Below are 22,039 nucleotides of genomic sequence, written 5' to 3' on the forward strand. Positions count from 1 at the left end.
GCCGATGCCTGCTCGCCTGCTTTCCAATCCGGGCCGGGGCTCGGGATGATGGGACCTCACACCGAGTTCGCACGTGTGTCGTCGTCTTTCGTCCCTCCTCTTCCTTGCGCCTGGAGTGTTGATGAACCGGTTGCTGTTGGGCACCCCCCTCCTGTGGGCCCTCGTGTCGTGCGCCAGTGCCCCGTCGCAGTCCCCGTCGGACACCCCGGTCGCGACGCACACGCAGGCCCCGCTCCGGGTGGAGCGGGTGCTGTCCAGGCCCGAGCCCACGCCGCAGCCCACGCGCAAGGCGATGGTGCGGCGCATCCTCCCGCTCAACGTGCGGCTGGTGACGACGGAGGGCGGCAAGGTGCGCCGCTCGGCGTCGGGCGTCGTCATTGGAACGGAAGTGGGCGAGGCCGGGCCCGTCAGCTACGTGGTCACCAACGCGCACGCGGTGGAGCAGGGTGACCTCACGGACCCCGTGCTCAAGGTCGTGTTGGACAGGCGCGCGGAGACGCACGAGTACGCCGCGGAGGTGGTGGCCACGGGCGAGGTGCCGGACCTGGACCTGGCGCTCCTGCGCGTGACGGGCGTGACGTGGCCCGTGGCGGAGCTGGCGGCGGACGACGAGCCGGAGCCCGGCGAGGACGTGGTGGTGGCGGCGTCCCCGTACGGCCGCGCGCTGTCCATCTCCGGCGGCATGGTGTCCCAGGTGGAGTGGGACAAGCAGACGAAGCACCCGCGCATGCTCAAGACGGACGCGCCCATCGGCTACGGGGCCTCCGGCGGCGGCATCTTCAGCATGGAGACGGGGCGGCTGCTGGCCATCGTGGAGGGCTACCGCACCGCGAAGGTGGACTTCGAGGTCGCCGCCCAGAACTTCAGCTTCGACGTGCCCATGCCCGGGGAGACGTTCGCCGCGCCCAGCGCCAAGGTGCGCGGCTTCCTGCAGGCGAAGGGCTTCGGCCGGCTGCTGGAGCGCGCCGCGGACGCGGACGGGGCGGGGCCACAGAAGACCGCGAGTCGCTGATCCGACAGCGCCCCGGCCTGGAAGTTGGTGCGGGCCTGATCCAGCGTTAGAGCTGCGGGCTCATCCGCTGGAGGGTTCACGCGCATGTCCGCTCGGGGCAATTGGGATCAGTACTTCATGGACATCGCCCAGCAGGTGGCCACCCGCGCCACCTGCGACCGCAAGCACGTGGGCGCGGTGCTGGTGCGGGACAAGACCATCCTGTCCACCGGCTACAACGGCGCCATCCGCGGCCTGCCTCACTGTGACGAGGTGGGCCACATGATGGAGAACGGCCACTGCGTGGCCACCGTCCACGCGGAGGCCAACGCCATCATCCAGGCGGCGAAGAACGGCGTCGGCATCGACGGGGCGACCATCTACACGACCGCCAGCCCCTGCTGGCCGTGCTTCAAGCTGATCGCCAACAGTGGCTGCACCCGCATCGTGTTCGGCGAGTTCTACCGCGACCCCCGCATCTTCGAGTACGCGGCCCGCCTGGGCCTCCAGCTCGTCGGCCTGGGTGCCGCCGCGCAGCCTCCGGCGTCCGCAACCGGGACCTGAAGGCGACGCCCTGTCCGGGGGTGGACAACCCCTGGACGCGCTGATCGCCCGGTGCAGGGTTCCCGTTCGTTGAATGACACTTGTGAGAGGGTCTAAGTGGTTGTTCCGACACGGGAATTTTAGAATTCCGGCAAGAATTACCGACCCAGGGTTGACGATCCCCGGGGTGCTCCCTAAATCCTGGCTCCGGTAGGGCGGCGGCGGGGGTGGGGAGACGGAAATTCCTAGGAGTTCCAGGTGGTTAGCTCAACAGCAATTGCCAGCAGTGTGCCTTCTGTCCAGGATGTGTCGGATCCCGTGGTGGGCGCTGCCCGCTATGACGCGGTTCCGCCGTTGATGGACAGCCTGTTGCACGACGTGCGCAACCCGCTCAACGCGCTGGCCATCCATCTCGAGGTGCTCTCCGAGAAGCTCAAGGGCGAGTCCGGCCAGGTGCCGGCCACGCAGGAGAAGAACCTCAAGGCCATGCGCGAGCAGATCGCCCGCGTGGACGGCCTGCTCAAGCTCTTCTCGGACTTCATCGTGTTTCGCGGGGCGGGCCCCTCCGGGGACGCGCCGCTGTCGGACGCCACCGGCAAGGCCCTGGACGTGCTGGGCCATGAGAGCCGCCGGCGCCGCCTCCAGGTCACGCGCGCCATCGAGCCGGACGTGCAGGCCCGCCTGGAGGACACCACCGAGCTGGGGTTCTTCCTGGTGCAGGTGCTGATGCGCGCCTTCCAGCGCGCGGAGTCCGGCGGCACCGTGGTCGTCGCCGTCCGCGCCGAGGGCCCTCGAGCGGTGCTGGAGGTCGTGGACGGCTCCTCGGCGCCCGAGCGGGCGACGGACACCGTGGCCGCGCTGACGCTCCGCGCGGCGCAGCTGGGCATCGAGTTCGCTATTCAGGCGGGGACGTGCCGCCTCGTGTTCCCGCGCGCCTGAGGTTCCCCCCTTCAGGCGCTGACGGTCTTCCATCCGGTTTCATCACGCTTCATCGCAGTGGAGGTTTTCACCTTGGGCAGCGCACGAATCCTGGCCGTGGATGACGAACGTGAGACCTGCGAGGCCCTGGCGGAGATGCTGTCCGCCTGGGGTCACAAGGTCGAGACCGCGTTCGACGGGCATGACGCCCTCCGCAAGGCCGGCGAGTTCCGGCCCGACGTCGTCCTTTCGGACCTCGCCATGCCGGAGACGGACGGCCTGTGGCTCCTGCGCAACCTGCGCGAGGAGCTGCCGGACTGCCCGGTGGTGTTCCTCACCGGCCGCGGCACCATCGACACCGCGGTGGAGTCCATCCGCGAGGGCGCCTACGACTTCATCGTGAAGCCGCTGGACACCGCGCGGCTCAAGGTCTGCATCGACCGCGCGCTGGAGAAGAAGGAGACCATGCGCGAGGTGCAGACGCTCCGGCGCCGCCTCAAGCAGCTGGGCTCCACGGACCTCATCGCCGGCTCCACCGGGATGCGCAAGGTCATCGAGATGATCGAGAAGGTGGCCCCCTCCAAGGCCTCTGTCTCCATCAGCGGCGAGTCCGGTACGGGCAAGGAAGTGGTGGCCCGCACGGTGCACAACCTGTCCCTGCGCCGCGACAAGCCCTTCATCGCCATCAACTGCGCGTCCATCCCCGCGACGCTGATTGAGTCTGAGCTCTTCGGCCACGAGCGCGGCGCCTTCACCGGCGCGGATCAGCGGCGCCCGGGCGTGTTCGAGATGGCCCACGGCGGCACGCTGTTCCTGGACGAGTTGGGTGAAATCCCCATCGACCTGCAGGCCAAGCTGCTGCGCGTGCTGGAAGAGGGCCGCCTGCGCCGGCTGGGCGGCAAGGTGGAGATCGAAGTGGACGTGCGCGTGCTGTCCGCCACGAACCGCGACCTGAAGCAGGAGATCAAGAACCAGCGCTTCCGCGAGGACCTCTACTTCCGCCTCAACGTGTTCCAGCTGCACCTGCCGCCCCTGCGCGAGCGCCGGGACGACGTGCCCATCCTGGTCCAGCACTTCGTGGACAAGTTCCGCGGGGACTCTGCCAAGCGCGTCTCCGGCGTGCACCCGGACGCGATGGAGGTGCTCAAGAACTACGACTGGCCGGGCAACATCCGCGAGCTGCGCAACGCCGTGGAGCGCGCCGTCATCCTCTGCGACGGGGAGCTCATCACCCGCGAGCACCTGCCGCCCGACATGGCCGGCAAGAGCCCGGAGCGCCACACGTTCAAGCTGCCGTTCGGCCTGAGCCTGGACGCCGTGGAGCGCGAGTACATCCTGGGCAGCCTGCAGCGCAACGGGAACAACAAGGCGCGCACGGCGGAGGTGCTGGGGGTGAGCGAGAAGACGCTCTACAACAAGCTCAACCGCTACGCGGCGGAGAACCGGGCGCAGGGCACTCCGGGTGGGGGCAGCCCCCTGGGTGGGCAGGGCAACGACGGCCCCATGGGCGCCAGCAGCTTCCTGACCCGCTGATCCACCGGGTCCCCCGGCGGAGGGGACCGGCGGCTGCCTGCCGCTGACCTGATGGGTAGGCGGATGGGCCCGGATTCCGGGCCCTTGGCAGGGCTCCTGGAGGGCACGCGCGGGGCCTCCCCAAGCCGGTTTAAATGGGCGGGGGAGGTCTCGAAAACCCCTGTCAATTCTTGACTTTTCCCCCCTGGACGGGGGATCCTCCGGGCCTCTCCCACCCGTTGGTGAGGGCCCGGCCGGGACGTTTCATTTCGGGCCACGTCCGCCCCCCATGGTGCGGTCGTCCGACGTGAGTCATCTGGGGTGCCGCCGGGGGGGCACAAGGAAGGCCACAACGCAATGAGCGACGCGAGAGCACTTCACTTCTTCGGCGGCAAGGGCGGGGTTGGCAAGACCACGCTCGCGGCAGCGTACGCGGTGAGGCTCTCGGAAGAAGCGCCCAAGCACCGGGTGCTGGTCGTCTCGTTGGATCCGGTCCAGTCCCTGTCGGACCTGGTGAAGAAGAAGCTGCCGGCGAAGCCCACCAAGCTGCAGGCGGGCAAGGGCGAGGGCGGCCTGTTCGGCGCGGAGCTGAACCCCGCCGCGCTGCTCAAGCCGTTCCTGGCGGAGTACCTGCCGGCGCTGGCGAAGGCGGCGGTGAAGGGCACGCACCTGTCGGACGAGGAGATGGGCAAGCTCTACCAGCAGGCGGTGCCCGGGCTGGAGGAGCTGGTGGCCCTCTTCCACGTGGTGGACCTGCTGGAGTCGGGCGAGTACGACCGCATCGTGGTGGACACGGCGCCCACCAGCCACACGCTGCGCCTGTTCGACATGCCGGCGCAGCTGCGCAAGTTCCTGGGCTTCGTGAAGGCGGGCCAGGACCGCGCCGCCCCGGCCCCCAGCGGCAAGGGCAAGAAGGCGGCCGCGGCGGCGGAGGCGGCTCCCGCGGGCTTCCTTGAGCAGGTGGGCCAGAAGGCGGAGAAGCTGCTGGCGCTGCTGAAGGACCCCGCGCGCACGGCCTTCCACCTGGTGGCGCTGGCGGAGCCGGTGCCCGAGGCGCAGACGCGCATGTACTTCACCCAGCTGCGCGAGCGCGGGCTGCCGGTGACGGAGGTGGTGGTCAACCAGGTGGAGGACCACGAGGGTTGCCCCGCGTGCCAGGGCCGCCGCGGCCTGCAGGCGCCGCACGTGCGCAAGTACCAGGCGCTGGACAAGACCGTGCCCGTGAACCTGCTGGGCCGCCGCGAGGTGGCGCCCCGGGGGCTGGACGGGCTGAAGGAGTTCGCCAAGGAGTGGGCGGCGGGCAAGGAGACCAAGGCGCTGGAGTTCAGCGCGGCGGAAGGGCCTCCGGCGCTGGTGCGCGCCCCGTCCATGCCTCCCATCGCGGCGCCCCCGCTGCCGCCCACGCGGCTCATCTTCTTCGTGGGCCAGGGCGGGGTGGGCAAGTCCTCCTGCGCGGCCGCCGCGGCGGTGACGCTGACGGAGAAGGAGGGGCCGGTGCTCCTCATCTCCACGGACCCCGCGCACTCGCTGTCGGACGTGCTCCAGAGCCGCCTGACGGACACCGAGACGCAGGTCAAGGGCACCAAGGGCCTGTACGCGCGCGAGCTGGACATGGCGGGCTGGTTCAACGCCCTGCGCAAGCGGCTGAAGGAGAAGGCGGAGAAGGCCTTCGAGGGCGCGCCCAAGGCGGGCAACGACGTGCCGGCGGACCTGCTCTACCTGCGCAACCTGCTGGAGTGCGCGCCCCCGGGCATCGACGAGCTGGCGGCCATGTCCGTGCTGACGGACGCGCTGGTGCAGGAGCGCTTCAAGCGCATCGTGGTGGACTCGTCGCCGCAGGTGACGAACGTGCGCGTGGTGGAGCTGGCGGACATCGCGAAGACGTGGCTGGGTGCGCTGCACGGCATCCTCAACAAGCACCGCGCCAAGGGCCTGGGCGAGCTGGCGGATGACCTGGCGGCGATGCTCAAGCACGTGAAGCGCTTCGAGGACGCGCTGGCGTCCCCCAGCGAGTCGCGCTTCGTCGTCGTGACGCGCGGCGAGGACCTGGCCGCGTCCCGCACGGAGCGGCTGGTGGAGTACCTCAAGGAGAAGAAGCTCCAGGTGGAGCGGGTGCTCGTCAACCGCGTGGGCCCCAAGTCCACCTGCGAGAAGTGCGAGAACCGCCGCAAGCTGGAGCTCAACGCGGCCAAGGCCATGGAGAAGAAGATTGGCCTGCCCGTGACGATGGCGCCCGCGCTGGGTCGTCACCCCGCGGGGCTGCGCGAGCTCAAGGCGTTCCGCACCGCGTGGTACGCGCTGTCCGCGCCGCCGGCGAAGATCAAGGCGGCCTGAGGTTGGAGACGCCGGGCGCCTAGTGGGGGCCCGGCAGGAGCAGGGACAGGGGCAGCCGGTGGGGATACGCCCGGCGCGCCTGCCCCAGCAGGTCCACGGCGCCCGCCTTGAGCGAGCGCACCGTCGGGGCCGCCGGCACCTCCAGGTGCTGCTGGAGGACCCAGCCCGGCCCCACGAGCATCAGCGCCACCGCCGGCACGATGCACAGGGTCACCACCGCGCTGGCGCCGCCCACCGTGCCCAGCAGGCGCAGCACCGGGGACGCCTGGATGCGCGGGCGCTGCAGGGCCGCGAGGATGCGCGCGAAGAGGGCGCCGCCCACCAGCCCCAGCACCGTGGCCAGCCCCCAGCTCAGCCCGCCCACCGGGGTGCCGAGCACCGGCTCCAGGAGCTGGGGGGCCGCGGCGCCCAGCACGAAGGCGAGGACGAAGGGCGCCGCCGCGACGATGGCGACCAGGCCCCAGTGTCTTGCGTTGAGTCGGTGCACGGCTTCCCCCTCGGCTACAGGGCGAAGGTGGGCACCGGCAGGCAGGCGCGCCAGGGTGGCGGTCCCCGGAGGCGTGTAGGCGTGAACGGGTCGTCACTTCCCGGTCAGGCCTCGCATTCGGACGGACTGTCGGTGAAGCCACCCAGGGGCTCCGGGAAGGTGAGGGCGCCCGCCGCGTCGAGGCTCCCGGTGACGGGCGCGGCCTTCGGCAGCGTCACCGTCACGGCGCGGCCCTTCACCGTGTACGTGCCCTGGATGCGCGACTCCTTCGGTGTGCCGGAGTCGTCGATGTCCTTCTTCCACAGCTCCACGCGCCCGCCGTCCTTGAACTTGAGGGCGCGCGTGGTGCCGTAGACGCCCACGCCGGGGCCGTACCAGGACACGTTCCGGAGGAGGGTGGGGACGCTGGCCTCCTGCTCCGGGGTGAGGCCCAGCAGCTTCTGCCAGCCCAGTGTGTCCCGGATGACGTCCAGGTCCTTGTCCTCCTTCGCCCGCTGGAGGCGGCGCGGGTCCAGGCGCACGGCGGTGGCCAGCTTCTCCACGATGACGTCGCGGTGGGCGCTGTACTCGCACACCTTGCCCTGCTTGCGCAGCAGGCCCAGGGTGGCGGCGGCGTTGTAGTGCGCCAGGGCATAGTCCGGGGTGGCCTGGGCGGCCGCCTGGAACTTCTCCAGCGCCTCTGGATAACGGCCGGACTGGTAGAGGCGGAAGCCCTGGGTGTTGAGGGCCTTGCCCGACGGGGGCGTGGACGGGGCGGCGGACAGCGCCAGGGCCAGGGAGAGGGCGAGGACCATGTGGCTCCAGACGGGCGGCCCCCCGGGACATTCCAGGGGTGCGTAACCGCTTGCGCGTTGAAAGGCCTGAACCCTGGTGCTAGTTCGGCGCCATGGCAACCGGCATTGGCTACGCGCTCGACTTCGAGCGCCCGCTCATCGAGCTGGAAAAGAAGATCGAGGAGCTGAAGGTCCTCTCCACCAGCGGCACCGTGGATTTCTCCTCGGAGATCTCCAAGCTGGAGAAGAAGGCGAAGAAGCTCCAGACGGAGATCTTCAGCGACCTGACCCGCTGGCAGGTGGTGCAGCTTTCGCGTCACAGCTCGCGGCCGTACTTCCTGGACTACGTCCAGTACCTGTTCACGGACTTCTTCGAGATGTGCGGCGACCGGCACTTCGGCGAGGACCCGTCCATCGTCGGCGGCTTCGCGCGCTTCGATGGCAAGACGGTGATGCTCATCGGCCACCAGAAGGGGCGCAACACCAAGGAGAACATGGCGCGCAACTTCGGCATGCCGCGCCCGGAGGGCTACCGCAAGGCGCGCCGGCTGATGGAGCTGGCCGAGCGGATGGAGAAGCCCATCCTCACCTTCGTGGACACGCCGGGCGCGTACCCGGGCATCGGCGCGGAGGAGCGCGGCCAGGCGGAGGCCATCGCCGTGAACCTGGAGGTCATGAGCCGGCTGCGCGTGCCCATCATCTCCACCGTGGTGGGCGAGGGCGGCTCCGGCGGCGCGCTGGCCATTGGCGTGGGCAACCGCGTGCTCATGTTCCAGAACAGCGTCTACTCCGTCATCTCTCCGGAGGGCTGCGCCTCCATCCTCTTCCGCGACGCGACGAAGGCGGACAAGGCCGCGGACGCGATGCGCCCCACGGCGCAGGACCTGCTGGAGATGAAGATCATCGACGAGGTGATTCCGGAGCCTCCCGGCGGCGCGCACCGCGACGCGGCCAAGGCGGCCGACGCGCTGGGCAAGACGCTGCGCAAGCACCTGGGCCAGCTGGCGGAGCTGTCGCCGGACGCGCTGGTGCGCGACCGCTACGACAAGTTCCGCGCGCTCGGCATGTTCTCCGGCAAGTAAGGGTTCCCATCTCATGCGACCGCTCGTTCCTCCCTACGTCGAGACGCTCAAGGCCTACGTCCCCGGCAAGCCCATCGAGGAGACCGAGCGGGAGTACGGCCTCACCGGCGTCATCAAGCTGGCCTCCAACGAGAACCCGCTGGGCCCGTCGCCCCGCGCGGTGGAGGCCATGCGCAACGCCGCGGGCCAGGTGAACCTGTACCCGGACGCCACCAGCTTCCACCTGGTGCGCAGGCTGGCCGCGCACCTGGGCGTGAAGCCCGAGGAAGTGGTGCTGGGCAGCGGCTCCAACGAGCTGATTGAACTGCTCATCCGCACGTTCACCACGCCGGAGGAGGAGATCCTCCTCTGCAAGGGCTCGTTCCCCGCGTACCGCATCTCCGCGCAGGCGCACGGCCGTGCGTTCGTGGAGGTGCCCATGCGCGAGGGCTTCCGTTACGACCTGGAGGCCATGGCCCGCGCCGTCACGCCGCGCACGCGCATGGTGTTCCTGGCCAACCCGGACAACCCCACGGGCACCACCTTCGGGCGCAAGGACCTGGAGACGTTCCTCCAGGCGGTGCCCAAGGACGTGCTCGTCGTCCACGACGAGGCCTACGCTGAGTTCGTGGACTGGCCCGACTACGCGAGCGCGGTGGAGCTGTTCCACACGTATCCGAACCTCGTGGGGCTGCGCACGTTCAGCAAGATCCACGGGCTGGCCGGCATCCGGCTGGGCTCGGCGGTGATGGACGCGAAGCTGGCGGGCTACGTGCACCGCACGCGCATGCCGTTCAACCTGACGACGGTGGCGCAGGCGGCGGGCATGGCGGCGCTGGAGGACACGGAGCACGTGGAGCGCACGCGTGAGAACAACCGCGTGGGGCTGCGCTACTTCGGGGAGGAGCTTCCGAAGCTGGGGCTCACGCTGACGGAGAGCCACGCGAACTTCGTCTTCGTGGACTGCCACCGTCCGGGGGCCGAGGTCTACGAGCAGCTCCTGCGCCGGGGCGTCATCGTGCGGCCCATGGCGGGCAACGGCCACCCGAACTGCCTGCGCATCTCCGTGGGCACGCCGCAGGAGAACGCCCGGTGCGTGGCCGCGCTGAAGGAGGTCCTGTCTTGAGCGCGCGGCCGTTCATCGTCGCCATCGACGGGCCGGCCGGGGCGGGCAAGTCCTCCGTGTCCAAGCTGCTGGCGCGGCGGCTGAACTTCGCGCTGGTGGACACGGGCGCCATCTACCGCTGCGTGGCGCTGATGGCCACGCGCGAGGGCATCGCGTTCGACGACGACGCGAAGCTGGGCGAGCTGCTCGGGCGCGTGCGCATCCACTTCCAGGTGGTGGGCGAGGAGAACCACGTCTTCCTGGGCGGCGAGGACGTGTCGTCGGAGATCCGCACGCCGCCCATCTCCATGGGGGCGTCGCAGGTGTCCGGGCGGCCGGTGGTGCGCGCGGGGCTGCTGGCGCTCCAGCGGCGGCTGGCGCTGGAGGCGCCGTCGGGCGCCATCCTGGAGGGCCGGGACATTGGCACGGTGGTGTTCCCGGACGCGGACGTGAAGTTCTTCCTCGCGGCGGACCCGGAGGTGCGGGCGCGCCGCCGCTTCGAGGAGCTGTTCCAGAAGGGCGTGGACAGCAGCCTGGAGGCCGTCCTCACGGACCAGACGCGCCGCGACGCCGCGGACTCCGGGCGCGAAGTGGCGCCCCTGAAGCCCGCCGAGGACGCGGTGCACGTGGACTCCAGCAGCATGCCGCTGTCGGAGGTGGTCCAGTCGCTGGAGCACGAAATCGAGCGCCGCCGGGCCGCGCGCGGCGCCTGAGCCGTCAGCGCCCCGTCAGAAGGTGACGCCGTCCGTGGAGGGGGCGGGCACCGTCATGGCCAGCCGGGCCTGGGTGCCGTCCTTCTCGTAGAAGCGGTGGTAGAGGTACAGGTCCGCCACCACCTGCTTCACGTAGCCGCGCGTCTCCCGGTACGGGATGGACTCCACGAACAGGTCCAGCGGCAGCGTGCCGCGCTCCTGCGTCCAGCGCACCGCCGCCTTGGGGCCCGCGTTGTAGGCCGCCGCCGCGAGCGCCGGGTGCGCGAAGCGCTTCATCAGCTGTGCCAGGTACCACGCGCCGTAGCGGATGTTGCGCTCCGGGGCGAAGAGGTCCGCCGGGGCGGGCGCGGGCTCCGCCATCTTCTGGGCGATCTCCGTCGCCGTGGGCGGGATGATCTGCATGAGCCCGCGCGCGTCCGCCGCGCTCATCACCTCCGGGCGGAAGGCGCTCTCCCGCCGCATGATGGCCCACACGAGGAACGGATCCAGCGCCTGCCGCGTGGCCTCCGTCTCCACCGCCTGCGCGAAGGCCCGCGGGTAGAACGCGGCCAGCGCGTCCGGCGCCTTGGCCCCGAAGGCCCGGCCCCACAGGTAGCGCGCCGCCACCACGTGCGCGTGGCCGAACTCGCCCAGTTGCAGGAGCGCGTGCGCGAACGGCAACGCCTGGTCCGCGGTGCGCAGGTCCGACACGCGCGACCGCACCTCGTCCGCCGCGTCGCGGAAGAGGCCCGCGCGCGTGAGCGCCACCGCCAGCTCCAGCTCCGGCGGGCGGGGGAGGGTGAGCTGCTTCGGAGGCTGCGGGAAGGCCGCGGGCGGCGTGCGCCCCAGCTCGCGCAGCCGCTCCGTCGCGAGCAGCGCGTAGAACGACGCGGGCGCCGCGGTGATGACGGCCTCGTAGCCCGGCCCCACCGCCGCCGGCTTGCCGCCGCCCAGCTCCTCCGTGCGCGCCTGCCAGTAGCGGGCCTGCGGCGCCAGGCTCGTCTTCGGGTAGGCCGTCACCAGGTCGTCCAGCGCCTGGCGCGCCTTGGCGTACTGCTCCAGCCGGATGTGCGAGAGGGCGCGGAACCACATGGCCTCGTCGCGGCGGCGCGAGCCCTTGTAGCGCTTCTCGTAGTCCGCGAAGGACTTCGCGGCGTCCTCGAAGCGGCCACCCTGCAAATCCAACCACGCGGCGAAGAACGCGCCTTCCTCACCGGCGGACTGGGACGGATAGGCCTTGTCCAGCGCGGCCATCAGCTTGCGCGCCTTCTCGTTGTCGTCCGAGCGCAGCGCCCGGCGCGCCACCACCAGCGCGGCCTCCGCGGCGATGGCCGGCGGCCCCTTGCGCGCCACCGCGAGCGCCTTCTCCGCCTCCTCCCGCTTGCCGCGCGCGAAGAGCACCTGCGCCCGCAGGAGCGCCACCTGCGCCTGCGCGGGCGCGCCCTTCACCAGCGACCGCTTCTCCGCCGTCGCCAGCTCCTCCTCGGCCCGCTCCGGCGCGCCGTCGGAGAGGAACTCCCGGACGCGCTGGAGGTACTCGGGCAGGGTGAGCTTCACCGAGGGCTTCAGCTCCGCCAGCCGCTCCAGCGCCTCGTCCGCGTAGGGGTGGGTGGGGAAGCGCAGCGCCACGGTCTTCAGGTCCGCCCTCAGCCCAGCCGCGTTGCCGGTGGCCGCGCGGGCCTGGGCGCGCTGGAACAGCAGCTCCGGGGTGGGCTGCGCCGCCGCCGCCGACTCCAGCACCGGGGCCGCGTCCCTGGGCCGGTGTGCGTCCAGCAGCGACTCCCCCAGCCGGGCGCGCGCGCGCACGGCCAGGGCCGGGGAGGCCTTCTCCAGGGCCCGCTCGAAATCCTTCGCCGCGCCGTCGGGGTCGCCCGCGTAGAAGCGCGCCTGGCCCAGGTAGAAGGCGTGGAAGGCCTCCAGGGGCGCCGGGGGCGCGTGGCGGGTGAGCAGGTCCCGGGCCTGGGCCGCGTCCCCGTCGGAGAGCACGAGCGTCCCGGCGAGCAGGCCCAGGCGGCCCGCATCCGGGCATTTCGCCTTTTCGCAGGCCGTGAGCTCCGCCCGCGCGAGCGCCGCGGCGTCGGACCGGTGCAGGCGGACGGCCTCCAGCGTCGCCGGGGACTGCCCCAGCGCCGCCGTCGTCACCCAGCCCGCCACCCAACCGGTCCAACTCATGGGATTCTTCCTTTCACTTCGCGGCCTTGCGGCTTCGGAACGAGAGGTTTGCAGTCGACATTCCCCACCAGGTGGGCGGGGGTCGGTTTGACAGTCGGCCCGACAAGTCCTAGATCCCGCGCCCACGGGCTGGTCCCGCGGGGTTGTCGGCCCGTTGCGCTATCCGGAGGGAATCCTTACGTTGCGCCGCCGTTGAGCGCTACTCCGGACCGCCGTCGTGTCAGGAAGACCTGTCGTCGGTAGCACTGCTCGTTCACAGACCTCGGGGGGGGAAACAGCTCATAGGGGAGGCTCCATGAAGCCGTGTCCATCCGATCTGCCGCAGACCATCAATCCCGAAGCCGGCCCGAAGCGGGCAGGCGTCGAGACGCATCGAAACCTGAACTGCAACCACTACGACAACTGCCTCGATGAGGCCGTGCGTCGCGGCTGGCAGTCGTTCACGTGCATGAAGTGCCCGATGTACGCCAACCTCGCTCCTCCGCAGATGGGGCTGGAGGCGTACGCCACGCAGCGCCGTCCTGTCTAACAAGGGCGTCTGACATGGGCCCAATCCACCGGGCCCGCGCGAGCTTGTACCGGCCACGCCCGAAGTGCGGACGTGGCCGGAGTCCGCGTGGAAGCTCCCACCGAAGCCGCTGCTTCAGGGGACCGCGGCGTAGATGACGGCCACCCAGTACTGACCCTGGCCGAAGCGCTTGGAGTTGCCCCGCACCAGTCCCACGCCTACGCGGGTGTTGGTGGCGGTGGCCAGGCTGCGTGACTCCGGCACGGCGCCTGGGTCTCCCACGACGAAGAAGTCCACCGACGCGGTGCCCGCATCCGGCAGCGCGGTGAACACGCGCTCGTGCAGGGGGGACGGGTCGCCGTCTCCCGCGGTCGGTTCGTCCTGCGCCAGCGCGCGGCGGGCGTGTTCGTGTGCCAGCCGCTCCAGCGCCTCGCTGCGCACCAGGGGCGGCAGCTTGAGCGTGGCGCGGTGCCGGGAGAGGGCCTCGTAAACGTCCGACACCGGGTCCGCCGGCAGCGTCGCGCCGGGCGAGGCCGCGGTGAAGACCTCCGTGATGATGGCCTGGTCGCGGCCGTCCACCTTCTGGAACGCCACGCCCACGCCCATGAAGCGGAACGCGGGGTCCATCAGGTTCTTGCGGTGGCCAGGGCTGTGCTCGATGCCGAAGTGCGCCGCGAGCGGACCGGCCGCCAGCCCCAGGTTCTCTCCGGCGCGCACGTAGCGCGTGCCCTCCGGGAGCCGGCGCGTGAGCGTGGAGCCGTCCGGTGCGATGTGGGCGAAGAAGCCCTCCGTGGCCATGCGCGTGCTGTAGCGCAGCGACACGTCCTCCAGCACCGGATCCGGAGTGAGCTCCGGCAACTGGTGCGCGCGGCGCAGGGTGTTGATTCGCTCGTAGAGGGCGGTGCGGGCCTCGGCCAGCGTGGTGGGTTCGCGCTGCGCTTCCTGTCCACCGCGCCCGGTCCGGGCGCCCACCTGCACCAGGAACAGCGACGCCACCTCCGGCCCCGCGTTCCCCTGGCCCACAAACTCCACGGTGTAGGCGCCGGGCGTCTCGAAGGTCACCAGGGCGCAGAACCCGTTGGTGCCGGAGGGCGCACGGCTCAGGGCCACGGCGTCCACCTCGCCATCCGGCCGGGTGACGAAGACCTGCGGGCTTCGCAGCGGCGGCACCAGCCGGCCGCACACGCGCCTCTCCGTCCCGGCCTTGGCGAGCGTCCGGGGGAAGGGGAGCACCTCCGCCTTGCGGTCCGCGGTGAGCAGCACCAGCGCGGCGCGCTCGCCCAGGAAGGCGATGCCCACGCCGTAGTGGCTCACGCGCTCGTCGTTGAAGTCCGTGCGGGCGAGGAACGTCTCGATGGCGTGCGCGTGCACCCAGGCGCGGATGACCAGCACCTTGGGGGATGGATCCGCGGCGCCCGAGTCGCTGACCGCCTCCGTCAGCGTGAGCAGGTCCGGGGCGCCGGTGGAGAACTCCGTCAGGGCCTCGCGCGCGAGCCTCCGGGCCGCGGCCTCCAGCGCCTTGTCGCTCGTGGGCGCGCGCCGGCCCACGCGCTCGAACTCGCGCTGGACGTGCAGCCGGGCCCGGGCCTCCTGGGCCTGGGGCGTCTCCTCCGCGACGGGGGGCGGGAGGTCCTGGCCCGCGGGGGCCGGGGCGGCGACGGAGGCCACCGCAGGGGAGGGCGTCGCGGCGGACGCGGGGACTGGAGGGACGGACACCCCTGCGAGCAGCAGGCCCAGGAGCACGCCCCTCATCGCGACTCCAGTTGGAACGTGAGCGCCTTCACGGTGCCGGGGCCGAGCCTCTCGTTGAGCCGCTCGCAGAGGGAGTCCGCCTGCCGGGTGAGGACCTGGGCCCACTCGGCGCTCTCCACGGAGATGACCAGTGTGGTGCCGTCAAGCTGGTGCGGACGGCTGTGCCTCGCGATGTTCTCTCCCGCCGCCGCGACCCAGAGCGGCATCAGCGAGGAGGCGCGGCCCGACTCTCCCGCCAGACGCGCCAGCACTCGGGGCAGCAGGCTCTCCAGGGTCTTCGGTTCGCTGCGCGCCATCGTCGGACGATTCTGGAACCCCTGGCGCCGGATGCCAACCCACACTTTTCCTGCCCGCCCGGCCGATTGCGTCCAGCGCCCCGGTTTCCGGCGTTCAATGAACGTGGGCCCGGCGCCATCCCGGTCGCGTCACGGCCCTTCCCCCTGTAAGGTCGGGGCAAGGCCGGTCCCCCTCGGAGTTCCCATGCGTCACATCCCCCTTCCGGTCCGGTCCCCCGGCCTCGTGCTCGCATGCCTGCTGGCGTGCGCCATGGGCTGCGGGATGTCCGACCTGGACGCGCCGTTCATCCAAGGCGGATGGGCGGACGATGCCTGCACGGTGGATCAGGACTGCGCGGATCCGGCGCTGTTCTTCTGCAACACGGCCCTGTCGCGCTGTGAGCCCGCGTGCCGCACGGACCTCGACTGCTCCGTGACGCGCCGGGGGGAGCTGAACGCCATCGCCGCGTGTGAGACGCAGGCGCTGGGCTGCCGCTGTGACGCCAGCCGCTGCGTCCCGGCCCTGTGCACCGGAGATGACGGCTGCGACGGCCTGGACGTGTGCCGCGACGGCGCCTGTCGTCCGCCCCCGCCGCCGTCCGCCGCCGTGGCGTGCCGTGTGGTCCCCGAGCGCGTCGTCGCGCCCGTGGGCACCGCCCTGCGCTTCGAGGCCTGGGTGACGGATGCTCGGGGCGAGCCGGTCGTCCCGCGCGACGGCCTCACCTGGTCCGCCGTGTCGGCGCTGGTGAAGGGCGGCGGCTCCGGTTCCGGGGCCACGTTCACGCTGGACTCGGCGGGCCTGGAGGTGGAGGCGGTGGAGGCCCGGGTGGGCACGGCCTCGTGCCGCGCGAGCGTCACCGTGCTGCCGCCGCACACGGCCGAGGGGCAGGTGCGGGTGGTGGTGACGGACGCGCTCACGGGCCACCCCGTCGAGGCGGCCTCGGTGGTGGTGGCGGACGCGCTGGGCAGCGCGACGGCGCGCGCGACGACGGACGCGCGGGGCGTGGCGGTGCTCGCGGGGCGGAGCGATTCGACGCTGTCCGTCTTCCACCCGGACTTCGGCTACCTCACGGTGGCGAACTACGACATGGGCGGCTCGCGCGACCTGCGGCTGCCCCTGCGCCGCAACCCGGTGGACCGCGTGGGCGGGGTGCGCGCCCGGTTCACCAACCTGGCGCCCGCGGTGACGAACGGGGCGCTGTCCCTGGGGATGGCGGGGCTGTCCGTGCCGGGGCTCCTGTCGCAGGCGGCCCCCGCGCAGGTGCAGGGCTCCGACCGGGCCGTGGACCTCACGCTGGGCGGAGCGATGCGCCAGTTCCAGGTGCCCGCCAACGTCTGGGTGAACGGGCTGGGGGCCCTCGCGCCCGAGTCCGTGGACGTGCCGGGCATCGCGGGCGTGTGCGACGCGGCGCTCGCGGACGTGGCGGATCCGGGCGCGGCCACGCGCGCGGGGGGCTGCGGCACGCGCACGCTCTGGGCCCTCACCGCGCAGGTGCTGGCCCGGGAGCTGCCGGCGGGGATGATGGAGCCGGGCACGGATCCGCTGCTGCTCCTGGCGCGCGCGCTGCCGCCGTCGGGGCGGTTCTCGTCCGCCGTGTCGCGCGACGTGCAGTTCGCCCTGCGTTCCCCCGACGCTGGGGAGCCGGCGGTCCAGGCGCCGCTCCTGCCGCTGGACTTCCGGCAGGTGCCGCTGGCCTTCCCGTTCGTGACCCGCGTCCCGCCGCTTCCGCGCTTCCGCGACGGCTACCTGGGGCGCGTCCTGGTGTTGGGCTCGGTGGCCGCTCCCGGACGCGGCACCGTGCCGCTGGGCCTGGGCGCCGCCGTCAACCTCAACCCGGTGGATCCGTACACGGACACGCAGCCGGGGCTCGCCGCGCCGGGCTTCGTGCGCGTGCGCATGGCGCCGGCCCATCACGGCCTGGAGGGCCAGGCGTACCGGCTGATCGCGCTCGCGTCGTCGGGGACGCTGGGCGGCGAGGAGCCCATGGGCCAGGCCACCAGCGCGGTGATGGCGCCCCTGGATGCGCCCCACTTCGATCCGGAGGGCACGGAGCCGGTGACCCTCGCGGACGCGTTCCTCGGCATCCCCGAGCGCGCCCGCTACAACCCCGACACGCTGCCGTGGCACGGCCTGCTGCCGCGCGAGTGGCGCATGGACACCACGGTGCCCGGGGCGACGCTCGTGCGCGCGACGTTCACCAACGCGGCGGGACGGCGCTGGACGGTGTGGGTGGATGGCCGCCGCTCCGTTACCGGCGTGCGCCTGCCCGTGCCGCCCTCGGGCCTGGAGGACCGCACGTTCCAGGGCGACACCGAGGGCTCGCGCGCGTCGCTGTCGGTGGAGGCGCTGGCCGTGGCCACGCCCGAGGGCAGGTCGCTGAACCTCTCCGCGCTGGCGGAGTCCGGGGGCCTGGCGCCCGAGCCGCTCGCCGCGGCGGTGCGCGCCGCGTCCACGCTGAACTACGGACGTCCCCAGGTGACGTGGCTGGAGCCCGCGGAGGACGCGTCGCTCGCGCGCGGCGCCACCGTGCGCGTGCGGGTGGACGGCTTCCGGGTGGGGAAGGAGAGCGCCAACGGCGACGAGGGGGCCGTGCTGCTCACCGTGCGTGGCGGCGGTCCGGACTGCGATGGCGCGCGGGTGCGCGGCGACACGGTCACACGGTCGGGCGAGGTGGCGCTCAGCCTGCCCGCCGCCTGCTCCGGGCCGGAGGTGACGCTGGTGGCGTCGCTGGTGGATCTGCTGGACCTGCCGCTGCGGCCCGCCGTCAGCGCCGCGCGCACGGTGCGGGTGCCCTGACGGGCCGGGGGGGCAGGGGGGCGCGACCTGGAGGGGCAACCCGGTCCGGCCGTGAATTCGCTTTCGCGAATTGCGCGGTGATACGTTTGCCTCCGTCATGGGCCAGAATGAGACGGTCGTCACCGTCATCTCGAAGATCTCCGAGCGCCCCGTCAACCTGGACGCGGCGCTGGTGGTCATCTACGGCCTGGATCTGGGACGCAAGTACGACCTGGCGCGTGAGGAGACGCTGATCGGCCGGTCGTCCAAGGCGGACATCCAGATTGATCAGGAAGCGGTGAGCCGCAACCACGCGCGCATCACCAACACCACCAAGGGCGTGCGCATCGAGGACCTGGGGTCCACCAACGGCACGTTCGTGAACGACGACGTCGCGGCGTCGGCGCGGTCGCTGCAGAACGGCGACCTGGTGAAGATTGGCCGCACCATCTTCAAGTTCATCGCGGGCGGCAACATCGAGGCGGCGTACCACGACGAGATCTACCGGCTGACCACGATGGACGGCCTGACGCAGATCTACAACCGCCGCTACTTCGACGAGCAGCTGGACCGGGAGATCTCCCGCAGCCGCCGCTACGAGCGCGTGCTGTCGCTGGTGATGTTCGACCTGGATCGCTTCAAGGAAGTGAACGACACCTACGGGCACCTCGCCGGGGACTCGGTGCTCAAGCAGCTGGCGTCCACCGTGCGCACGCGCATCCGGCGCGAGGACGTCTTCGCCCGCTACGGCGGCGAGGAGTTCGCGCTGCTCCTGCCGGAGATCCAGCTGACCGGCGCCCGTCAGCTCGCGGAGAAGGTGCGCAAGCTGGTGGAGCGGCAGCGCTTCGAGTTCGACAAGCAGGTCATCCCCGTCACGCTGTCGGTGGGCGTGGCCACGCTGGAGCCGCACCACCGCGAGCCCGCGGAGCTGGTGCGCGCCGCGGACGAGCACCTCTTCGAGGCGAAGAACCAGGGGCGCAACCGCGTCTGCGGCTGACGCCCCCGGCGTTTCTCCCGGGTGACCCGGAGGACCGCGGGGCCCTCAGCCCGCGAAGACGGAGCGGCGCTCGCGCAGCAGGGCCTGGAGCATGCGCTGGATGGACTCGCGGGTCAGCTCCGTGAGCCGCTGCACCTCGCCCAGGTCGTCCGCGGCCTCCGGGGGCAGGCCCTCCATGGACAGCGGCTCGCCGAAGCGGATGGTCCACTTGGCGGGCAGCGGGCCGGGCGCGGTGAGCGGCAGCGACGGGAACCCGAGGAAGCCTCCCGGGAGGCGGCCCAGCAGCGGGGACGTCTCCTCCGCGCCGACGATGGCCACCGGGACGATGGGCGCGCCCGTGCGCAGGGCCAGCTTCACGAAGCCGCCGCGGCCGAAGCGCTTGAGGCGGTAGCGCTCCGCGAACGGCTTGCTCGCGCCCTGGTAGCCCTCCGGGAAGACGACGAGCGGCCGGCGTTCGTCGAGCAGCCGCAGCGCGTTCTCCGGCGAGGCGCGCACGGCGCCCAGGCGGTTGAAGAGCGTGCCGAGCATGGGCGCGTGGAAGACCTGATCCTCCACGAGCCAGCGGGCCTCGAGCAGGTCCGGGCGCTCCCGCGCGAGCGCCTGCGCCATCACGAGCCCGTCGTAGGGCAGGGCGCCGGAGTGGTTGGCGACGAGGATGGCGGCGCCGCGCGGCACCTGATCCACGCCCTCCACGGAGACGCGCCAGTACTGCTCGTAGAGGAAGTCCAGGACGGGCTGGAGGTTCTCCACCAGCCCCGCGTCCTTGCCGTAGTCATCCAGCCGGCTGCCTCCGCCGGTGCCCAGGCTGGTGCGCACGGCCTCCATCAGGCCATGCATGGCCCCGACGGCGCGGCCCAGGCCATCGCTCGCGAGCGCCTGACCGGCGATCTCCTTCGCCAGGGAGAACATGCCCGCCGCGCGGCCCGCGAAGCCCGCGGCCGGCGCGGGTTCCTCCGGACGGTCGACGGCGGGCTGTTCCTGTTCCGGGGCCTCCTGGAAGGGCTCTTCCCCAGGGTCGCTCACGAGCGACAGCGGCCGGCGGCTGGGGGGCAGCTCGTCGTGGGACTCGTCGGGCAGCTCCACCTCCGGCTCCACGTCCGTCGGGGCCGCGCCCTCGATGATGGAGACGGAGATGTGCACGCCGTTCTCCTCGACGCGCTCCACGCCGCTGACGAAGTCATCCTCCTCGTCGGGGTCGGTCGGAGCGGCCATGCCTTCCGGGTCGCGGCTCCACGCGTCCGCGGTCCAGACCTCCTCGGTGATCTCCGGAGGGGGCACGTCCTTCGGGTCGCGCTGCCAGGCGTCGGCGGTCCAGACCTCGTCGGTCCCTTCGTCCTCGTCGAGGTCCCGGGCATCGCGGTCCTCTGCGGTGGACAGGGCGCGCTCCTCGGGGCCGGTGGCGTGGCGGTCCAGCACCTCGTCCACGGCGACGCCCGCGGTGGCCTCGGCCACCTGGGTCGCGACGGCGGCGGCGAGTTCCCGCTCGGGGGCGCTGCCGTTGTCGTCGTCCAGGACCTGCCGCACGGCGGACTCGGCCACCTCGGCGACGAGCTCCGTCGCGAGCACGCGCTCGATGTCGCGGTCCGGCCCCCGGCGTCCTTCGAAGACCTCGTCCACGGCCGTCTTCGCGGCGGCCTCCGCCGCGTCCGAGGCGATGGCCTCCGTCAGGGCGCGGTCCACCGTGCGCTCCCGCGGACGCGAGCCGTGCACCTCGTCCGCGAGGACCTGGGGCCGCGACGGCCCCAGCTCGGGAGAGGGCCCCGGCGTGGCGGGCTCGCGCAGCGAAGAGCGCTCCTCGCCGGAGGGATGCTGTCCCGCCGCGTGCTCGGCCTCGCGCGCGTCCTGCTCCTGCTTCACGCTGCCGTGCCCGTTCGTGCGCGCCTCGAACTTGTGGACCTTGGCGGCGGGCGTCTTCGGCGTCGCGGTGGCCTGCTTCGCCGCCGCGCCCTTGCCACCCTTGGGCGCCTTCGCCTGCGCGCCGGACTTCGTCGCTCCGCCCCGGGCGTTCTTCGCCTTGCCCGCTGGCTTCGCGCCCTTCGCGGACTTCGATGCCGCGGACTTCTTCGCGGCCTTCGAATCGGCCGCGTCGTCCTTCACCTCGCCCGTGCGAGGCGCGGCGCCCCGCTGGAAGGGATCATTCCCGAGGACACCCTTGGTCATGACTGGCTCCTTCTGAGCGCCGAGGCGGCGTCCCTGACGTGGTGGAGGGGCACGAACCCCAGCGCGGACTCAGCGCGCTCCCCGTCCGCGACCCAGGAGTAATGCATGTAGTCGAGCAGGGCCACCGGCAACGTGCCCGCTCCCACGACCCCGAGCGCGCGAAGTGCTCCACGAAACAACGGCCCGGGCAGGGGGAGCGGTCGCGCGCCCGCCTGGCGGATGAGCCCCGACAGGGGCAACACCCCGCGCCCCACGATGTTGAACTCCCCGGCCGCCTCCGCCCGGAGCGCCAGGTGCAGCGCCCGGCCCGCGTCCTCCTCGTGGAGGGCCTGCCACAGCGGGTCGAATCCCAGAAGCGTGGGCACCACGGCGTGCGACAGCAACCGCGTCACTGGATTGTCCAGGCTCCGGCCGAGCAGGGGGGCGAACCGCAACACCAGCGTGCGCGTGTCCGGGTGCCGCTCGCGGAAGGCCCGCACCTGGCCTTCGACCTCCACCTTGTCGTTCACGAACCGGCTGTGCGGACAGCCGAACAGCGGGGAGCCCTCGCGCAGGAGCGCCGGGTTGTTGCCCCGAGCGCCGTACGTCACCGTGAGCGACGGCACCACCAGCCGTGGCAGCCGGGCACGGCCCACCGCCGTCAGCACGTTCATCGTGCCGATGACCTCCAGCTCGTGCGCCAGCGGGCCGTTGAGGATGGGCCCGAAGAGGAACGCCAGGTGGAAGAGGGCGTCCACGGGGCGCTCGGTGAGCGCGTCCGTCAGCTCTGCTTCCGCGTCGTAGCGGGTGAGGTCCACGCGGTGGAACTCCACCTTGCTCGTCCCCTGGGGCTCCTTCGTGTCCAGCACGAGGATGCTCTCCACGTCGGGGTCCGCTTCCAGCCTCGGCAGGAGCAGCTTGCCGTAGTCGCCATTGGCGCCTGTCACCGCGATGCGCATCGGGCCCTTGCCTGCTCGGATCACTTCCATTCGCAGGGGCGGGTG

18 protein-coding genes are annotated in these 22,039 nt (G+C 72.0%); 11 read left to right on the forward strand and 7 right to left on the reverse strand.

The window, feature by feature from the left end:
- Positions 1-121: 121 nt before the first annotated feature.
- The 5 genes from AABA78_RS15210 to AABA78_RS15230 all read left to right on the forward strand — a co-directional run bounded on the left by AABA78_RS15210 (position 122) and on the right by AABA78_RS15230 (position 6,298).
- Positions 122-1,012 carry a S1C family serine protease gene (locus AABA78_RS15210; protein ID WP_338263809.1) on the forward strand — a complete coding sequence of 297 codons (891 nt, stop codon included), beginning with the start codon at positions 122-124 and terminating at the stop codon, positions 1,010-1,012.
- Between the two features lie 84 nt (positions 1,013-1,096).
- Positions 1,097-1,555 carry a deoxycytidylate deaminase gene (locus tag AABA78_RS15215; RefSeq protein WP_171413230.1) on the forward strand — a complete coding sequence of 153 codons (459 nt, stop codon included), beginning with the start codon at positions 1,097-1,099 and terminating at the stop codon, positions 1,553-1,555.
- A gap of 297 nt (positions 1,556-1,852) precedes the next feature.
- Positions 1,853-2,473 carry a histidine kinase dimerization/phospho-acceptor domain-containing protein gene (locus AABA78_RS15220; RefSeq protein WP_338263810.1) on the forward strand — a complete coding sequence of 207 codons (621 nt, stop codon included), beginning with the start codon at positions 1,853-1,855 and terminating at the stop codon, positions 2,471-2,473.
- Positions 2,474-2,545: 72 nt separating this feature from the next.
- Positions 2,546-3,985, forward strand: a complete 1,440-nt coding sequence (gene nla6 / locus AABA78_RS15225; RefSeq protein WP_120527285.1) for an enhancer binding protein Nla6 — start codon at positions 2,546-2,548, stop codon at positions 3,983-3,985.
- Positions 3,986-4,321: 336 nt separating this feature from the next.
- A complete protein-coding gene (locus AABA78_RS15230) occupies positions 4,322-6,298 on the forward strand; it encodes an ArsA family ATPase (RefSeq protein ID WP_171420698.1) in 1,977 nt (658 codons plus the stop codon).
- 19 nt (positions 6,299-6,317) lie between these two features.
- On the opposite strand, the gene AABA78_RS15235 is transcribed toward AABA78_RS15230, so the two are convergent.
- The gene (locus tag AABA78_RS15235) at positions 6,318-6,785 is read right to left on the reverse strand and encodes a hypothetical protein (protein ID WP_338263811.1); all 468 of its coding nucleotides are present in this window, start codon (positions 6,783-6,785) and stop codon (positions 6,318-6,320) included.
- Positions 6,786-6,889: 104 nt separating this feature from the next.
- Complete coding sequence (locus AABA78_RS15240) at positions 6,890-7,579, reverse strand: tetratricopeptide repeat protein (RefSeq protein WP_338263812.1); 690 nt, start codon at positions 7,577-7,579, stop codon at positions 6,890-6,892.
- 92 nt (positions 7,580-7,671) lie between these two features.
- On the opposite strand from AABA78_RS15240, the gene AABA78_RS15245 reads away from it, so the two are divergent.
- Genes AABA78_RS15245 through cmk form a run of 3 tightly spaced genes read left to right on the forward strand, consistent with a single transcriptional unit; the run spans position 7,672 to position 10,437 of the window.
- Positions 7,672-8,640, forward strand: a complete 969-nt coding sequence (locus AABA78_RS15245) for an acetyl-CoA carboxylase carboxyltransferase subunit alpha (protein ID WP_338263813.1) — start codon at positions 7,672-7,674, stop codon at positions 8,638-8,640.
- Positions 8,641-8,653: 13 nt separating this feature from the next.
- The gene (gene hisC / locus AABA78_RS15250; RefSeq protein ID WP_171420694.1) at positions 8,654-9,745 is read left to right on the forward strand and encodes a histidinol-phosphate transaminase; all 1,092 of its coding nucleotides are present in this window, start codon (positions 8,654-8,656) and stop codon (positions 9,743-9,745) included.
- A complete protein-coding gene (gene cmk / locus AABA78_RS15255; RefSeq protein WP_338263814.1) occupies positions 9,742-10,437 on the forward strand; it encodes a (d)CMP kinase in 696 nt (231 codons plus the stop codon). The genes hisC and cmk overlap by 4 nt, the downstream gene beginning before the upstream one ends.
- Before the next feature lie 15 nt (positions 10,438-10,452).
- On the opposite strand, the gene AABA78_RS15260 is transcribed toward cmk, so the two are convergent.
- Positions 10,453-12,588, reverse strand: a complete 2,136-nt coding sequence (locus AABA78_RS15260; protein ID WP_338263815.1) for a lytic transglycosylase domain-containing protein — start codon at positions 12,586-12,588, stop codon at positions 10,453-10,455.
- Positions 12,589-12,883: 295 nt separating this feature from the next.
- On the opposite strand from AABA78_RS15260, the gene AABA78_RS15265 reads away from it, so the two are divergent.
- A complete protein-coding gene (locus tag AABA78_RS15265) occupies positions 12,884-13,117 on the forward strand; it encodes a hypothetical protein (protein ID WP_014396719.1) in 234 nt (77 codons plus the stop codon).
- Between the two features lie 114 nt (positions 13,118-13,231).
- Here AABA78_RS15265 and AABA78_RS15270 read toward each other — a convergent pair whose 3' ends face one another.
- Positions 13,232-14,848 (reverse strand): CAP domain-containing protein, encoded by a 1,617-nt coding sequence (locus AABA78_RS15270; RefSeq protein WP_338263816.1) that lies wholly within the window; start codon positions 14,846-14,848, stop codon positions 13,232-13,234.
- A complete protein-coding gene (locus AABA78_RS15275) occupies positions 14,845-15,144 on the reverse strand; it encodes a DciA family protein (protein WP_338263817.1) in 300 nt (99 codons plus the stop codon). The genes AABA78_RS15270 and AABA78_RS15275 overlap by 4 nt, the downstream gene beginning before the upstream one ends.
- A gap of 184 nt (positions 15,145-15,328) precedes the next feature.
- Here AABA78_RS15275 and AABA78_RS15280 point away from each other — a divergent pair, with 184 nt between their 5' ends.
- Together AABA78_RS15280 and AABA78_RS15285 are read left to right on the forward strand one after the other, a co-directional pair.
- Positions 15,329-17,920 carry a carboxypeptidase-like regulatory domain-containing protein gene (locus AABA78_RS15280; RefSeq protein WP_338263818.1) on the forward strand — a complete coding sequence of 864 codons (2,592 nt, stop codon included), beginning with the start codon at positions 15,329-15,331 and terminating at the stop codon, positions 17,918-17,920.
- Positions 17,921-18,017: 97 nt separating this feature from the next.
- Positions 18,018-18,896, forward strand: coding sequence for a GGDEF domain-containing protein (locus AABA78_RS15285; RefSeq protein ID WP_171413618.1), 879 nt, complete (start codon positions 18,018-18,020; stop codon positions 18,894-18,896).
- 45 nt (positions 18,897-18,941) lie between these two features.
- Here AABA78_RS15285 and AABA78_RS15290 read toward each other — a convergent pair whose 3' ends face one another.
- Together AABA78_RS15290 and AABA78_RS15295 are read right to left on the reverse strand one after the other, a co-directional pair.
- Positions 18,942-21,056, reverse strand: a complete 2,115-nt coding sequence (locus AABA78_RS15290) for a 1-acyl-sn-glycerol-3-phosphate acyltransferase (RefSeq protein ID WP_338263819.1) — start codon at positions 21,054-21,056, stop codon at positions 18,942-18,944.
- Positions 21,053-22,024 carry an SDR family oxidoreductase gene (locus AABA78_RS15295; RefSeq protein WP_171413616.1) on the reverse strand — a complete coding sequence of 324 codons (972 nt, stop codon included), beginning with the start codon at positions 22,022-22,024 and terminating at the stop codon, positions 21,053-21,055. Before AABA78_RS15295 ends, AABA78_RS15290 begins: the two co-directional genes overlap by 4 nt.
- Positions 22,025-22,039 lie beyond the last annotated feature (15 nt).

Source organism: Corallococcus caeni (assembly GCF_036245865.1).
GTDB lineage: Bacteria > Myxococcota > Myxococcia > Myxococcales > Myxococcaceae > Corallococcus > Corallococcus caeni.